Source organism: Streptomyces sp. NPDC057638, assembly GCF_042800315.1.
Lineage (GTDB): Bacteria > Actinomycetota > Actinomycetes > Streptomycetales > Streptomycetaceae > Streptomyces.
Map to the genome: position 1 here is coordinate 23,938 of NZ_JBHVHF010000039.1, position 14,628 is coordinate 38,565.

Sequence of the window (14,628 nt, forward strand, 5' to 3'; positions counted from 1 at the left end):
GACGTAAGCCAGTTCGCTACTGGATCATGCGTTCATGTCCCTGAGAGAGACCCTTGCCCGGGTCGACACCGATCTGGCCGCCGGCCGGGTTCCCCTCGCGCGGCAGCGGCTGCGCGGGCTCGTCTCGTCCTTCCCGCATGATCTGATGGTCCGTCGGCGGCTCGCCGAGGTGTACCGGCTCTACGGCGACGCCGCCGAGGCCGGACGCTGGATGTATCTGGAGGAGGACCGTGACGGCCGTGAGACCGCCGCCTTCGAGGCGCGGTACGGGTCTCCCGGGTGCCGGATGAAGGCGCTGGCCTGGCGTGGGCCTGAGGCGGCGGCCACCACCGCGTTCGCTGAGGGACAGCTGGTCACGGTGCGGACCGCCTGCGCCGAGGAGTTGGGGCACCCGGTCGACTGGGACGATCCCGACTCCTACCGGGGGAGCCTGGAGGAGGAGGGCGAGCCGCCCGCCGGGCCGTGGACGGTCAGTGATGTGCTGGCGGCCGTCGGCTGCCTGGTGGTGGTCCTCGCGGCCAGCGCGATCTGGATGAACGGCCTCTTCGCGCTCTTCGGCTGACCGGGTCCACACCGAGGTCGGCGGCGAGCATGGCGCGAGGTCCGGCGGCGCGGCACTCGTCCGCTTCCGGTCACCGACCGCGTAGGGCACTGCCGAGCGGACCACGGGGGACGCCGCCGCTCAGGACGCGGGGGCGGGAGCCGAGTCGGCGGCCCCGGCGGCCGCCCGCCGGGGCACGGGCCGCCGGGATGGCGTCGCTGGCGGTGGCGGTCACACGGTGTCAGTGCGGCACAGTAGGTTCCCCTCATGACGACAACGCTCCCGATGTACCCGTGGACCGATGGCGTGGGTGAAGAAGGCTGGTTCGAGGGAATCGACCTGTCCTTCGACACCTGGAAGCACGACGAGGGGATGCCCTTCGACGATGCCGGGCTGGTCTGGGGGGAGTTCCTGGACCGGCTGGCGGAGGAGGATGTCGTCCTGACCACCGAGCAGCGGCGGATCGTACGCCCCATCTTCGACCGGCTCTGGGCCACCTACGCGGGCGCGAGGAGGCGGCCATGACCGGCGACCTCGTCGTCGGCTGGCGGCGCACCCCGGTGACCAGGGTGCGCGCATCCGGCTCGTGATGATCGCCGTCGGCCCGAGCGGAACCAGGGCGGAGGTGTTCCCGGCCGGAAGTCCCGCCGCCGGTGCCCCGGACGGTGATGTCACCTCCCGGCCGTCCCGTGGGAACTCCGGGTGAGGTGGCGTACGGACGAGGAGTTGCAGCGGGCGGGGGTCGTACGGCGAGGGCAGCGGTCACGGACGCGGTCAGCGGGTCAGACGGACCCCGCGCCGCCAGATCGCGGTGATGGCGGCGACGGCGCCGATGTCCGTGGTGGGATCTCCGTCGACCAGCAGCAGATCCGCACGTCGGCCGACGGCGACGCGCCCCCGGTCGGCCAGGCCGAAGCGGTGGGCCGGAACGCTCGTCGCGGCGGCGAGCGCCTCCTCGGCGTCCAGGCCCGCCTCGGTGAGCAGCCGGAGTTCGCGGTGGAGACCGCTGCCGTGGGCGGGGGCGAAGGGGGTGGCGTCGGTCCCGGCGAGGAGCGGCACACCGGCGCGGTGCAGCGCCCGCAGCGCCCCGACGGCGTGGGCGTACTCCCCCCGGTGTCCACAGCCTCCGGCCGGGGGACGCCCGGCGGTGATCGCCTCGAAGTACGCGAGTGTGGTGACGACGAAGGCTCCCTGGTCGCGGACGCGCTTGGCCAGCCGTCGTGACATGGGGTCGCCGGGTTCGCGGTCGACCCACACATGGGTGAGACCGTCGACGCCCGCGTCGAGCGCGACAGCGGTCTCCGCGGCGGTGATCGCATGCGCCACCACGCGGATGCCGGCATCATGGGCGGCCGCCGTGAGCGCGGTGGCGACCTCCGGGCGCTGATGGAGGTACTGGCTCCGGATGTGACGCTCTGGACCGACGGCGGTGGCGTCGGTCCGGCGGTCAGTCTCCGGCCGGTGCACGGGCGGGACCGGGTCGCCGCGGTGTTCATGGCGGTCGCCCGCGCGCTGCCCTCGGAAGGGCTGGTTCTCAAGTACCGGCGGGTGGCGCAGGATTCTTGCGCGTTGCTCTTCGCCGAGGACGGTCCCCTGGCCGCCCTCGTCGTCGACCTCGCTCCCGGCGGTGACCGTATCGTCTCCGTCTTCTCCGTCACCCATCCCGGCAAGCTCTCCGGAGTCGGGCCGGGTCACCGCGCATCACCGGCGCCCGGTCCGGAGGGTCGCGCACCTTCCGCCCGGCGGATTCCGTCAGGCCGTGCGGTCGTGGATCGGTGACAGGGCACACCGGGCGAGACGCGCGGAGGGGATGCGGAGGAGGCTTGGAGGGGCTTGGATCTGTCGGACCTGACCGACATGACCTGACCCACGTCACCTGACCGAGGTGACCTGACGGGTATGGGCTGACGGGCTCCTGGCCGGGAGGAGGGTCGACCCGGGCGCGGTACCGCATATGGAGCGGCGGGCACGGCTGATGAGACGGTACGCGGACTTCAGTGGTCGCGGCCGGGGCCGGGCTTCACACGGCGCCTGGTCCGGCACCGGGACGCGGCCGGGGCCGGGCGCGGCCCCGTGGTGTCGGCTCACGTCGTCCCCGGGTGTCAGCGCCGCCCGGCCGGTGAGACGGTCGTCGGCACCGGCCGGACGGTCGCGGTCGGCGAGACGCTCGGTGTCGGGCGGCTCGGAGCCGAGACGGAGGCGCGTCGCCGTGTCGCCGAACTCCGTGCCCGAGCCCCGTTCGCGCCGGATGGCACCGCCGCACAGCCAGCTCGGTGACACCGCGCCGGTCCGGCGCTTCGCGTCGAAGCCGAATCCGTACCGCGGCGAGGTGCGGGCCGTTGCCCTGGATGCGACTGGTCGCCATAATTCACGGCACATTCTGCATATACACGGACGATCTTGTACGGGGGCACAGGATGGCCGAGCGGGGACAGCGTCCCGACACACCGGCGGATCCGGGAACCGGCGCGCCGCCCGGTCCGGGACCCGGACCGACACCCGCCATCCCTCCGGAAGGACCTGTCCCGGAACCGGCCCCTCCGACTCGGCCCGATACGCCCGTACCCGTACCAGCGCCGCGGCCCGACGGCGACACCGCCGGTGACACGGATGGTGGTGACGACTCCGGCGCCGGTCCGCGGGGGACCGTCCACAGGATCAGAGTGCGGGCCGTGGCCACGGTCACGGCGCTGACAGGGATCCTCGTCAGCGCCGTCGTCGCGGCGGTACTCGCCCTCTACCTGGACGTCTGGTCGAGCAGCGGGGCCGCACCGGGCACCCCGGGCGTCAGCGCCCAGGCGGAGATGTGGTGGGACCTCAGCCGGGACCACCGGACGGTCCGCGCGGACGCGTCCGAAGGGAAGCGGACCAACCTGGGCTTCAACGCTCCCGGCGGCAGCAGCAGCATGGACAGCATGATCGCCAGGGGCGGAGTGCACGCCGGCTACCTGCGGGTCCGCCTCATCCTCGTCAACTTCTCCAAAGCGCCCGCGGTCGTGACGTCGGTACGGGCCCGGGTGGTGCGCGAGCGCCCCATCCCCGCCGGACCCACCTTCCGCTGCGGACCCCAGGGGTCCGGTGAACCGAGCCGGGTGAAGCTCAGCCTCGCCCAGCCACGGACGCCCGCCAGCGAGGTCGACGAGAACGGCGACGTCCTCGGCCGCTACCCCGTCCAGCGGTACCAACTGGCCAAGCAGGACGACCCCGGACTCTTCGACATCGAGGTCACGGCCGGCGCCAAGGCGTATGACTTCGTCTTCGAGATCGAGTACCAGCAGGGCGGCCGGAAGAAGACCGTCGTCGCGGATGACGCGGGACGGTCGTTCACCCTCGCTCCGATACCCCCCGAGACCTCCCGGGACTATGTGTGCAACCCGCAGCTCAACGCATGGACACCGACGTGACCGGGAACCGCGCCACCACCAGCGCCGGACGGCGGGGGTTCACTCACCGCGCGGCCTTCCTCACCGTCGTGATCACGACGGTGGCCGCGGTCTTCTGCACCACCCTGGCGGTGGACGCGCTCGGGCGGCGGTCCACCGGGGGCGCGTCCGTCGGGGCCGTCGCCAAGCCCCTCCCGCAGGGAACATGGACCGCCACCACCCCGCGCGCCGGCACCACCGCGCCCGCGGGATCGCTGGACCTCGCCCGGGGCTGCGGCCCCCTCTTCGACTGGGCCGTGCGGCAGCGGGCGGTACCGCGGGGAACCGCCTCCGTCTCCTACGCCGTGACCGCGCCCGCCGGATCCGGGGTCGTCATCCAGCAGATCAAGGTGGTACGGGGAGAGACCATCGGCGCCCCGCGCGGCGATGACGTCGGCTGTGCCGGACGGGTCGGCGCCCATGGGGAGACCACCCCCCGACAGGACACCTTCAACCTGGACGGCGGGCCACGCCTCAAACAGGTGCTGCGGGCGGTTCGGCCGTCAGGTGTCGCGACAGGCGTTCTGCACGTGGAGACCCGGACATGCCGGTGCGAGTGGTGGGTCGAACTCAAGGCCGTCGTGGACGACCGGGTACGTACCGTACGCATCGACGACGACGGCAGGCCCTTCCGGATCGCCCCGCCGGTCCGTCCCCTGGCCACACCGGTCGACGACGACCTCACCGGAACGCCGGTACCGCTCTCCCGGGCACACGGCGACCCGGGGGTGCGGAACGGGATCGCCGTCCGGGGCGCGGCCCTCTCCCCGAGCCTTTACGCCCCGGGCGAGCGGTGGCTGATGGAGATGGAACGCGAGGTGGACGCGGCGGCCCTGATCGGCGGCAACCTCGACGTGGCCGGGGTGGCCTGCGGCCGGATGGCGCGGGCCCTGGTGGCTCGGGGGGCCACCCCGGCCGGAAGCGCCGTGCTCGAACTGCGCATCGCCGCCCCCGTCGACACCGTGACACTCGACGCCGCGATCCGGGTGCATGAGGTGCGGGTGCCCCGGCGGCCCCGTCACCACTACGCCTGTGCGGGTCCCTCCTGGAACCCACCGGACCGGGCGGAGGACCGCCTTGAGTCCCTCGTGGCGGACCGTTCCGCGTATCTGGACACCATGCACGCCCTCGGACCGTTCCCGAGCGGCTCGCTGAAGTACGACCCCGGCTGGAAGGTACAGGACGCCGTCGGACGGACGATGCCGTTCGCCGTCGACGAAACGCTGAACCTCTACGCCATCGGGGAAGGACGCTTCGTCACGAGCGTGCACGGTTCCATCGGGGCCGGGCGGGCCACCTATACGTTCACCATCGAGGTGAGGGTGACCACTCCTGCGGGAGAGGTCCAGGAGTTCACCGTCTCCAACAACGGCGAGCCGTTCCGCCTCGCGGCGGCGCCGGTCCGGTCTCCGCCCGGGGCCACCCGGGAGTACCGCGAGACACACGAGGGAGGTCCCCGCGGATGACCGCGCCCCGGGCCCTCCCCACGCGCCCGGACTCCCCCACCCCACCGGGTGCGCCGCGTCGCACCGGCAGGTGCCGGGCGGCTGCGGTCCAAGCCCACGGCGGCATGGCGGCCGATGTGAGGGACAAGGGGACGGGCAACCTCCCCGCTGGAGCGTCCGGGAGGGGTGTCCGCCGCGGCGTAGGGAACCGCGGCGGACGGCGCGGACGCACCCGTACGGGCCTCAGTGGCCGGCCCGGGACCTGCGCCTCCTCAAGGACGCCGTACCCCCCACCATGGAGCCGATGGTCTGTGTCCTGCTCACCCTCTACGAGGGCGGGATCGGCCAACTGGACGTCCAGACCGCCGTCGAACGCGTCAGTGACCGGCTGCGCCGCGCCGTCGACCCGCGGCTGCGGGCCGGGTTCACCACCGTGGCGGCGGTACTGCTGGAGTGGGCGGACCAGCACGACGAGGCCCGGACCCTGATCGACCGTGAACTGCTCGGCATCCAGCCCGTCGGTGTCGACGGGGCGCCCGACCTCACCAACCACGTACATCAGCTGCTCGTCGCCACCCACGCGCACAGGGAGCGCAAGGAAGGCCGCTTCCAGCAGGTCATCGCGGAGATCACGCCCCTGCTGGACTCCGCCCGCGACACAACGGTCCAGCTCCCGTACTTCCGGGCGATGGTCGCCGACGCCTGGTACGAACTGGGGCGGCCGGACCTGGCCCGGCGGCAGCTGGACATCCTCGGCCCTCCGCCCGACACCGCCATATGGACCTGGGACGAGGTCCTGTGTGTCCGTGCGCGCCACCACTACGGCTACGGCCGCTGGGAACAGGCCCTCGCCGACGACACGACACTCGGGGAGCGCATGGCCCGCAGGGTGTTCGTCAATCCGGTCGGACAGCCATGGCGCCGCGGCGCCGCGCTGGCCCTGACCCGGCTGGGACACCATGAGCAGGCCCGTGAACTGGCCGCCGAACACCTGCGTCACGCTGAGGACTGGGGCGCACCACGGCATGTCGGCACCGCCCTGCGGACCCTGGCCCTCACCCAGAGGGGCCGCGGCACGCTGGACGGCGATAGAAGCACGGATGCCCTGGCCGCCAGTAGGCGCCAGGGCATCCTCCCGTCCGCGTGCGGACTCAGGACACGGTCAGGGCCCAGCCGCTGCCGCACGGCGCGAGGTCCGGGGTGTACCGCTCGGGCGCCGGCCGCCCGGCGCTCTCCCATCGGGCCAGCCAGGTCTGAAGCGTGACCAGGGACCGGGAGTCAGAGGCGGCGGCGATGATCGTGCCGTCGTCCTGGACGACCGCGGCCGACGAGGGTGTGGTGTGCCCCAGGGCCAGAGCGTCCGGAGTAAGGCTCGCCATGGTCAGATGCGGGTCGCCGGTGGAAGCGGCGAAGGTGCGCCACGAGGCCCAGTCGATCGGTTCTCCGCCGTACGGTTCCCGATGGGTGGCCTCCCGTAGGAGCTGGAGGGCGGTACGGGCACCGGTGTTCTGCCAGTCGTCCCGGTCACGCCAGGCCAGGGAGATCCAGGCGCTCTCCGGGTGGCGATGCTCCCAGTCCACCCAGCGCAGAGGGACATCGGAGTCGGTGTCGGTCCCGCTGGTGCTGGTCTCGACGTAGCCTCCGTGGTGGATCTCCTCGACGTGGGGCCGGCCGCCGGTGACACGGATCGCGGCGACGACGGTCAGCTTGGGGACCGGTGCGATGGGCAGGGGCGTGACGATCAGCCCTCCGTCCGCGGTCTGCTCCACCCACGTGCGCGGGAGCAGCGGTGGGGTGCACCAGGCGACCACGCGGTCGTATGGGGCCCCGGCGGCGTGTCCGCGGGTGCCGTCGCCCGGGTGGCAGCGGACATGGTCGAGGCCGTGTTCCCGGTGGATGAGGTTGGCCCAGCGTGCGAGGTAAGGGTCGATGTCGATGCTGGTGACCGACCCGGTGGGGCCGGTGAGGCGGGCGAGCAGGGCACCGGAGTAGCCGGACCCGGTGCCGATCTCCAGGACGCGACCGCCCTCGGGCACGTGGAGGTTGGTGAGTTCGCGGTGGATGACGGCGGGGTTGGAGCGCTGGGTGGTCTCGCCGCGGGCTTCGTGGTGGGTGTAGGAGCGCTCGGGGACGGCGTCGGCGGCTTGGGCGATGGCGGGTGCCGGTGGGGCGATCAGGTTCACGCGTTCACTCCTGCGGGTGAAGGTCTAACGGGCTGCTCAACTGCTCCGGCCGGGTGAAGGACACGGTCAGATGTGCAGAGCGGTGTGGTGGTACCAGCCGGCCTCGGTGTATTCGCCGACGGGGCCGTGCCCGGGGACTTCGGCCCAGGCGTGGTACTCGGTCGGCGGCGGGACGAAGCGGGCGCCGAGGTGCCAGGTCAGCTCGTAACCGAGCAGGGCGGCGGCCAGTACGGCTCCGAGGGAGGTTTCGAGACAGGCGATTCTGACGGGCCAGTTACGGCCGCTGTGCCGCACAGCTTCCACCAGAGTCTGTCCCTGGCCCGGAAAGAGAGGTCGGCGACCGAGGCGCCGCGCGAGCCGGGCGGCGCGGACGGTGTGCCGGAACGGTAGGCGCAGCAACAGCACGGCGGCGGCGAGGCCGAGGCGGGCGGCGGCGCGTTCGATCGGGGTACCGGTTCGGGTGGTGGAGTACGCCTCGATGGTGGTCACCGCCACCACCTCCGCCGGGTGCGGCGGTTGGCGGAGGCGCACGGTCCACCGGTTCCGGCGAGACCGGCGGCGGCGAGCGCGATGGTGACGGCGGTGATGTCGGTGTCGGCCTGTCCGGGGGTGATCGGGTAGCGGGCGGCGTACTGCCCGACGGCCTGCTCATGAGTGGACGATGCGCACAGGACCAGAAGGGCCGCTGCGGCGGTCGGGGTGAGGTGGGTCCAGCGGCCGGAGCGCTCGTCCAGGATGGCGCCCCCTTCGTCGGTGAGGACCGGATGGGCGTGTTCACGCAGTCGCACGGTTGGCTGCTCCTTTCTCCGTCCACCAGGTGCCGGTGGACATGGACAACTGGCGGAGCCATACCTCGGCGGAGACGGCGAGGTGGAGGGCGCCTTGGGCGGTCGGCTGCCCGGCCACGGCCCGGTCCAGTTGCTCGCGGACCGGGGCAGGGGTGATCAGCCCCAAGTCGGCCGATCGGGAGCCCGGGCCGAGGAGGGTCCGCAGGGTGGCCGCGTTCCGGCGGAACCCGGCGTACGACATCCCGTTGAACCCGCCCTTCGTGACGCGGTCCAGGACGAAGCGGGGCACCGGCCCGGTGGGGAAGGCCGCGCTCAGCAGAGGCTTGTACCGGTCGGGTGCCCCGCGCTGGTGGGCGGGCACGGCCAGGGCGGCGCGGATGACCTCGTTGTCGAGATAAGGCGCCGTCAGCTCGAAGGACGGGCCGTGGTCCGCCTCCGCCAGGGTGCGCCAGCCGGTCAGGTCCGTTCCGATCCGGGCCAGGTCCTGCCGGTCCCACCAGGTGGCGATCCGGTCGGGGCCGTCGGACAGATGGGTGGCACGCTCCTCCAGGGCGTCGGCGAGCAGGCACCGGAGGTCGGGAGCCATCCAGTCCGCGCAGGCCAGCAGAGGGGTCCAGGTCAGTTTCCGCTCCGCCTGCGGGATCCACGGCCGCGGGGCATCGCGCAGGCGGGCAGCGGTCCGGTACCAGGAGGCGGCGAGCCCGCCCCGGGTCGCGGGCAGGGTCCGGCGCAGCACGGTGAGGGGAGCGCGGGTGGAGACCCTGGCATGGGCGACGGTGTGCTGCCAGGCGCGGCGGCGGGGGCCGGCGCGCCACAGATCGGCCAGGTAGCAGGAGGACGCGGACAGGACGCCGTCCCCGGCCTCTCCGATGAAGTGCACGCCCGGCCCGGCGGGGGCGACGGGTGCGAGGGTGGCGCGCTTGATGGCGGCGGTGACGGTGTAGGCGGTGGGCATATCGGTGGGCGGGTGGGTAAGCCCCTCGTACATCACGGTGTGCTCGCTGCCGGTCGCCAGGTGATGGGTGATCCTGGGGACGGCGGCGACGGTTCGGCGGGCGTAGGCGAGGTCGTCGTCGCCGATCCGGTCGTCGGTGAAGGTGACGGCTGCCACGGGCCGGTGCTGGGCTGCCAGACAGGCGAGGGTGGTGGAGTCGAGACCGGCGAGGTCGCTGCTGACGGCACGGTGTTCGTCCAGGCGGGCGGAGACCGCCAGCATCAGCGCCCGGGCCAGATGGTGGGCGCCGTCCTCGATGTCCACTGGCGGGTACTCGACGGGCTCGTACGCGCGCGTGCGGGCCTCGCGGTCATCGAGAAGCAGTACCTGCCCCGTCGGTACCCGGCGCACTGTGCCGAAGAGGCTCCCATGCAGGGTGTCGGGCTGGGCGAGGGCGAGGTGCGCGGCCAGGGCCACCGCGTCGGGACCGGTCCGGTCCAGCGCGGCCAGCGGGGTGGCGGCGGTGGACCACCACACGCCGTCCGCGAAGGGCCGCCAGTACACCGGGTGCTGTCCGGAGAGGTCACCGATCACGGCGGTGAGCGAACCGTGGGCGGCGACGGTCAGCTACGACCCGGGCCACCGTGTCAGCGCCCGCCACCGGTGGTTCCGCACGTCCTTCAGCGCGTCCTTCAGCTCACCGTCACCGGCGCCGCACTCGCCGATGACGGTGAGGGTCGCCTTCTCCCCGGAGACCGACCGGATCCGGTCGGAGGGCCAGCCGACCGTCCACACCCCGACCGTGCCCGGCACGGCCTGGCCACCTCTGGGCCGCTGGACAACAGCGCCCGACGTACTTCGCCACCCCGCACTCCACCGCATCCGTTCCTCTTCTCTGGACTGTCGGACGAAGACGGGCTCCAGCCCGTCGGCCAGTGCCGACGAACCGGAGCCCGGGACCGGGCCGGGCCGTGTTCACCCGGCCCGGAACTGGATCACTTGTCCTTGTACTGGGAGTTGTCCACGCGGTCGAACGTGTTCTTGCCCAGCGTCACGCCGACGACGGTGCCGGCGTCCAGCACGGCTGGCGGCTGGTAGGCCGACGGCGGAGTGACGGGGGTGGACGCGGTGCCGGGTTCGCGCTTGCTTTCCATACCAGCCTCCTGGTGGGAAAGGAGCCGCGCCGCGAGCGACACGACCCTGGCGGTACACCCTCGAACCGGGGTGCCCCTTCAACATCCCCCTTCCGACCCGGCCAGGCGAAGACCCCGCGAGGTCGTCGCCGGTCGTTGTCAAGCCCTCGGCTGTCCCCTGCCGAGGCGTACCGGCTTACGGCCTTGCGCTCTTTCCCGGCCCGTTGCGGGGCTTCTACACTCCGCGGCATTCCGTTCGTCCCGGCCCAGGAGGTCTCGTGTCCCGTCATGTGGACAACGACCATCCGCTCGTCCATGCCCGAGCACTGTTCGGCCTGTCCCAGCAGGCCCTCGCGGAGCGGGTTCGGGATGCCGGCCGGAGAGCGCGGATCAATGTGGCCACGACGAAGAAGACCGTTTCCTGCTGGGAGCACGGCCGGACCCCGGACGAGGCCACGCAGGGCCTGATCGCGATCGTCTTCGACGTGGACGAGCGGACCCGTCGGGCGATGCCGTGGCCCCACTGGCTCCCCGGCCCTGACCTGCCGGAGCTGTGTCAGCCCTGGACGGCCGCCGGTACCGTGGCCGTACTCGACGACGTGCTGAGGAGCGGCCCCATGGACCGTCGCAAGTTCATCATCGTCTCCGGCGTCACCCTGACCGCCATGCTGCACAATTGGCTCACCGCCCACCCCGACATCGCCCACGCCACCGCCCAGGCAGGGCGGCGCGTCAGCGGCCTCACGGTCGACCGCATCGCGGCCCGCATCACCGAACTCCAGCGCGACGACGACACCTACGGCGGCGGGGACCTGATCACCGAGGCAGAAGCCCACCTCTCCCTCGTCCACCAGCTCCTCGCCCACGGCTCTTACACCGGCGAACAGGGCTGCCGCCTCCACGCGCAGGCTGCCGACCTCGCCAGGATGTGCGGCTGGATGGCCTTCGACGCCGGCCGCCACGCCACGGCCCAGCGATACTTCAGCAGCGCAATGCGGGCCGCCCGCACCAGCGGCGACGCCCTGCTGAGCGCTAACGTCCTCGCCTTCGCCTCGATTCAGCACTACTCGGTCGGCAACCCCCGCGACGCCGATGCCATGATCCGCACCGCCCAGGCCGCCGTCCGCGGGCACAGCACCCCCGTGGTGGACGCCATGCTCTCCGCCCGTCAGGCCCGAGCCCTCGCCAAGGCAGGCGACACCCGCGCGTGCTACCGCGCGCTGAACGACGCCCTCGACCACCTCAGTGCCGGACGCCGTGACAACGACCCCGCCTGGGCTTACTGGGTGGAGAAGTCCGAGATCGACATGCTCACCGGGTCGTGCCTGCTCGATCTCGGCCGTCCCGCCGCAGCACAGACCAAGTTCGCCGAGGCCGACGCCGCGTACGGCCCCGGCTACGTTCGCACGCACGCCCTCTACCTCTCCCGCATGGCCTCCTCCCAGTACCAGCAGGGAGCCGTCGACGCCGCCTGCGACACCGGCATGCAGGCCCTCAACCTCCTCGAAACGCTCAACTCGGGCCGCAGCACCGACCATGTCCGCGACCTTGCGGCGTCCATGAGCGGACACCTCCGTGTCCCGGCAGTACGGGACTTCCGGGAACGCGTCGCCGTCGTGATGGCCGCCTGACTTCCCCGCCCCGCCGGGCTCCTGCCCCCTGTCGGCCCTGGCGCGCGGCTGGCCAACCGCTTGCCCTGTATCTGCTAGCCGCTCGCACGCTCTGGCCTGCCCAAATCGCACTGTTAAAAAGTGCACGTCAACGAATAAGCCGCCGCAGCCGGGCAATGGATAAGCCTCGGCATGCTGATCGGTGGGCGCCCCCGCACAGATCACCTACCCGACAACCCTCCTGGATCCGCGCGCGGGGGCGACGGCGACGACTGGGTCCAGCCCGCAGGCCCCGGGGGTCCATCCCCGCGTGCGCGGGGGCGACCCTTGCTGACCTGGGGGTCTACCGGTCGGTAACAGGGTTTTCCTTCAGTCGCATGCGGTACTCGCAGTCCTCGTGTACTCGACGGGTCGACGCCCTCTCACGCTACCGGCTCGCCGACACCGTCGCCGTCGAGTGGGCCGATCTCCGGGTCGGTCCGATCAGGGAGGCGGGCGATGTCCTTCAGCCCGGGTGGGGTGCTGGGGGCCGGGGCCGGATCGAGGCCGGGTGGGGCCAGGGGGCCGGCCCCGGGGGTCAGTTGGCGGACGGGTTCGGTGACAGTGTCCACATACGGTGGTCCCAGCCGATGTCATAGGTGGCGTGGATGGTGAGGCCCGCGCGGGTGATCAGGGCCGTCACCGCGTCGGCGTCGCGCAGGCCCGAGCCGAAGGCGCACTTGAGGCGGAGGTGGTGGACGGTGGCGTCGATGTCGTCCGGGTCGGCGGCGGTGAGCTGTTCGATGAGGTGGAGGACGCCACCGGGGGCGAGGCCGGCGGACGCCTCCGCCAGGGTCCGCGCCGCGTCCTCGTCCGGGAGCCATTCCAGCTGGCGGGAGAGGAGCAGGGTCCGTGCTCCGGCGGGGATCCCGGCGGCTGTCGGCACCAGTTCCACGGCGGGCAGGACGTCCGTGTCGAGGATCTCCTCCTGAAGGGTGCGCAGCACCGACGGCAGCGCGGCGATCCGGGCGCGGAGCCCGGGGAACGCCTTCACCAGTCCGTTGACGACGGCCGCCGAGCCGGGGCCGGAGGCGGTCAGCGAGGTGACGGTGGACCAGTCGGCGGCGCGGACGACGCCGGGGACGATCCAGCGGGCCTCCTCCTCGACGGCGGCTCGGGCCGTGCCCGCGAGGCGGGGCGCGTGGGCCATCGCCTCGGTGAGGGTGACGCCGTCGCGGGTGCGGTATCCGGCGGCGCCGGTGCGCAAGGTGTGGATGAGTCCGCTCAGGGAGGCGTCGAAGGCGGCCTGCGCGCCGTCGAGGTGGTACTCGTCGGCGGAGTGGTCGTCCTCCACCAGCTCCTCGCCGACGGCCGTGAGGCGGTAACCGCCGGGAGCAGCCGGGTTCTCCGGGCCGTCGGAGGCGACGGAGAGCAGATCGATGGAGACGAGATACGTGAGCAGCGCGGCGAGGGTGGAGGGGTCGGCCCCGGTGCGGGCGGCGAGGCCGTCGGTGTCCCGTATCCCGCCGTCGATCAGGTCGAACACGCCGAGGGTGACGGCGGCGCGGATGGCGTAGCCGGGGGTGAGGTCGGTCAGCGCGTGGAGCCGCTCGTGCGCGTCGTCGGCGTCGTCATCGGCGGCGCCCGCGGCGATGGCGGCGGTGTCGGCGGACGGGTCACCGGTGGTGGCGGGCTCGGTCCGGTGGGCGCGGCGCCAGTAGCCGGTGATGTGGGTGTGTTCGCGCGGTACCTGGCGTTCGGTGATGAGGTGGCGGCGGATGCCCTTGAGGGTGAGGGCCTCGCCCGCGACCCAGGCGTAGACCGTGCCGGGCAGCCACTCCATGTCGCGTACGGCCCGTTCCAGCAGATCGGTGCTGCCCGCGGGGGCGCCGTCGCGGGAGAGCCAGACGATGTCGGCGTCGGCGCGGGTGGGCAGGGGCTGGCGGTGGCTGTCGTCGCCGATCTCGATGAGCACACGGGCGCGGGTGGACGCGGGCATCTCGGCGAGCCACCGGCCGATGGCGGGGAGCGCGGTCTCGTCCCCCGCGATCAGCAGCCAGTCGGCGCCCTCGGGGTGGCTGTGGGACATCTTGGGCCCGGCGATCCAGGCGGCGTCGCCGGGGTTGGTGGTCTCGGCCCAGGAGGAGGCGACGCCGCCCTCGTGCCGGACGAAGTCGAAGTCGATCTCCCCGGCTCCGGGGTCGAACCGGACCGGGGTGTAGTCCTTGGCGACGGGCCGCCCGTCGACGGGCCAGTCCAGGCTGCTGACGTTCTGCCGGGGCAGCACCAGGTGCCCGTCCTCGTCGGCGAAGAAGAACTTCACATGGTCGTCGAAGCCGTCGGTACGCAGCGCGGGCAGGTCGAACCCGTCCCGGGTGAAGGCCCGCAGCTGATCCCCGCCGAGGGTGATCCGGCGCATCCCCGGGGTGATGTTCTCGGCGCGCAGGACCGTCAGTTCCCGGAGCACGATCGGGAAGGTGACGACCGAACGGGGGTTGCGGGCAGGCATGGGGACTACTCCTTCGTCGTACGTGGTTCGGTGGGCGCGGCGGGGCCGCGCGGGTGCCGTCCCGCCCGCCGTACGGATACGGCG

The 14,628-nt window shown here is 72.6% G+C and carries 15 protein-coding genes; 7 read left to right on the plus strand and 8 right to left on the minus strand.

What is annotated here, in order from left to right:
* Nucleotides 1-34 precede the first annotated feature (34 nt).
* Together ACFVIM_RS08425 and ACFVIM_RS08430 are read left to right on the plus strand one after the other, a co-directional pair.
* The gene (locus tag ACFVIM_RS08425) at nucleotides 35-562 is read left to right on the plus strand and encodes a DUF6584 family protein (RefSeq protein WP_384299884.1); all 528 of its coding nucleotides are present in this window, start codon (nucleotides 35-37) and stop codon (nucleotides 560-562) included.
* 246 nt (nucleotides 563-808) lie between these two features.
* A complete protein-coding gene (locus ACFVIM_RS08430; protein ID WP_384299885.1) occupies nucleotides 809-1,066 on the plus strand; it encodes a hypothetical protein in 258 nt (85 codons plus the stop codon).
* 249 nt (nucleotides 1,067-1,315) lie between these two features.
* Here ACFVIM_RS08430 and ACFVIM_RS08435 read toward each other — a convergent pair whose 3' ends face one another.
* Nucleotides 1,316-1,870: an amidohydrolase family protein gene (locus tag ACFVIM_RS08435; protein WP_384299899.1), complete on the minus strand. Its 555-nt coding sequence runs from the start codon at nucleotides 1,868-1,870 to the stop codon at nucleotides 1,316-1,318.
* On the opposite strand from ACFVIM_RS08435, the gene ACFVIM_RS08440 reads away from it, so the two are divergent.
* The 4 genes from ACFVIM_RS08440 to ACFVIM_RS08455 all read left to right on the plus strand — a co-directional run bounded on the left by ACFVIM_RS08440 (nucleotide 1,859) and on the right by ACFVIM_RS08455 (nucleotide 6,672).
* Nucleotides 1,859-2,320 carry a hypothetical protein gene (locus ACFVIM_RS08440; protein WP_384299900.1) on the plus strand — a complete coding sequence of 154 codons (462 nt, stop codon included), beginning with the start codon at nucleotides 1,859-1,861 and terminating at the stop codon, nucleotides 2,318-2,320. The two genes, ACFVIM_RS08435 and ACFVIM_RS08440, sit on opposite strands and share 12 nt — an antisense overlap.
* Nucleotides 2,321-3,213: 893 nt before the next feature.
* On the plus strand, nucleotides 3,214-3,945 hold the full coding sequence (locus ACFVIM_RS08445) for a hypothetical protein (RefSeq protein ID WP_384299886.1): 732 nt from the start codon (nucleotides 3,214-3,216) through the stop codon (nucleotides 3,943-3,945).
* Complete coding sequence (locus ACFVIM_RS08450) at nucleotides 3,930-5,429, plus strand: hypothetical protein (protein WP_384299887.1); 1,500 nt, start codon at nucleotides 3,930-3,932, stop codon at nucleotides 5,427-5,429. Before ACFVIM_RS08445 ends, ACFVIM_RS08450 begins: the two co-directional genes overlap by 16 nt.
* 283 nt (nucleotides 5,430-5,712) lie before the next feature.
* Nucleotides 5,713-6,672: a hypothetical protein gene (locus ACFVIM_RS08455; RefSeq protein ID WP_384299888.1), complete on the plus strand. Its 960-nt coding sequence runs from the start codon at nucleotides 5,713-5,715 to the stop codon at nucleotides 6,670-6,672.
* Here the strand turns inward: ACFVIM_RS08455 and ACFVIM_RS08460 are convergent.
* The 6 genes from ACFVIM_RS08460 to ACFVIM_RS08485 form a co-directional block, all read right to left on the minus strand.
* Nucleotides 6,560-7,591 carry a protein-L-isoaspartate O-methyltransferase gene (locus ACFVIM_RS08460; protein WP_384299889.1) on the minus strand — a complete coding sequence of 344 codons (1,032 nt, stop codon included), beginning with the start codon at nucleotides 7,589-7,591 and terminating at the stop codon, nucleotides 6,560-6,562. The genes ACFVIM_RS08455 and ACFVIM_RS08460 overlap by 113 nt on opposite strands.
* Before the next feature lie 66 nt (nucleotides 7,592-7,657).
* Nucleotides 7,658-8,080 (minus strand): lasso peptide biosynthesis B2 protein, encoded by a 423-nt coding sequence (locus ACFVIM_RS08465; RefSeq protein ID WP_384299890.1) that lies wholly within the window; start codon nucleotides 8,078-8,080, stop codon nucleotides 7,658-7,660.
* Nucleotides 8,077-8,379, minus strand: coding sequence for a PqqD family peptide modification chaperone (locus ACFVIM_RS08470; RefSeq protein WP_384299891.1), 303 nt, complete (start codon nucleotides 8,377-8,379; stop codon nucleotides 8,077-8,079). The genes ACFVIM_RS08465 and ACFVIM_RS08470 overlap by 4 nt, the downstream gene beginning before the upstream one ends.
* Entirely contained in the window at nucleotides 8,366-9,907 is a 1,542-nt protein-coding gene (locus tag ACFVIM_RS08475; RefSeq protein WP_384299892.1) for an asparagine synthase-related protein, read from the minus strand. Before ACFVIM_RS08475 ends, ACFVIM_RS08470 begins: the two co-directional genes overlap by 14 nt.
* 33 nt (nucleotides 9,908-9,940) lie before the next feature.
* Nucleotides 9,941-10,126, minus strand: a complete 186-nt coding sequence (locus tag ACFVIM_RS08480) for a hypothetical protein (RefSeq protein WP_384299893.1) — start codon at nucleotides 10,124-10,126, stop codon at nucleotides 9,941-9,943.
* A 182-nt stretch (nucleotides 10,127-10,308) separates the two neighbouring features.
* Nucleotides 10,309-10,467, minus strand: a complete 159-nt coding sequence (locus ACFVIM_RS08485; RefSeq protein WP_384299894.1) for a hypothetical protein — start codon at nucleotides 10,465-10,467, stop codon at nucleotides 10,309-10,311.
* A gap of 257 nt (nucleotides 10,468-10,724) precedes the next feature.
* Here ACFVIM_RS08485 and ACFVIM_RS08490 point away from each other — a divergent pair, with 257 nt between their 5' ends.
* Nucleotides 10,725-12,077, plus strand: a complete 1,353-nt coding sequence (locus ACFVIM_RS08490; RefSeq protein ID WP_384299895.1) for an XRE family transcriptional regulator — start codon at nucleotides 10,725-10,727, stop codon at nucleotides 12,075-12,077.
* A 556-nt stretch (nucleotides 12,078-12,633) separates the two neighbouring features.
* On the opposite strand, the gene ACFVIM_RS08495 is transcribed toward ACFVIM_RS08490, so the two are convergent.
* Nucleotides 12,634-14,544, minus strand: coding sequence for an SIP domain-containing protein (locus ACFVIM_RS08495; protein ID WP_384299896.1), 1,911 nt, complete (start codon nucleotides 14,542-14,544; stop codon nucleotides 12,634-12,636).
* Between the last annotated feature and the right edge of the window lie 84 nt (nucleotides 14,545-14,628).

What these genes read in the sequence shown, in the direction of transcription:
- ACFVIM_RS08425 (WP_384299884.1), top strand. Translation starts at nt 35, where the DNA reads ATGTCCCTGAGAGAGACCCTTGCCCGGGTCGACACCGATCTGGCCGCC.
- ACFVIM_RS08430 (WP_384299885.1), top strand. Translation starts at nt 809, where the DNA reads ATGACGACAACGCTCCCGATGTACCCGTGGACCGATGGCGTGGGTGAA.
- ACFVIM_RS08440 (WP_384299900.1), top strand. Translation starts at nt 1,859, where the DNA reads ATGCGCCACCACGCGGATGCCGGCATCATGGGCGGCCGCCGTGAGCGC.
- ACFVIM_RS08450 (WP_384299887.1), top strand. Translation starts at nt 3,930, where the DNA reads ATGGACACCGACGTGACCGGGAACCGCGCCACCACCAGCGCCGGACGG.
- ACFVIM_RS08455 (WP_384299888.1), top strand. Translation starts at nt 5,713, where the DNA reads ATGGTCTGTGTCCTGCTCACCCTCTACGAGGGCGGGATCGGCCAACTG.
- ACFVIM_RS08485 (WP_384299894.1), bottom strand. Translation starts at nt 10,467, where the DNA reads ATGGAAAGCAAGCGCGAACCCGGCACCGCGTCCACCCCCGTCACTCCG.
- ACFVIM_RS08495 (WP_384299896.1), bottom strand. Translation starts at nt 14,544, where the DNA reads ATGCCTGCCCGCAACCCCCGTTCGGTCGTCACCTTCCCGATCGTGCTC.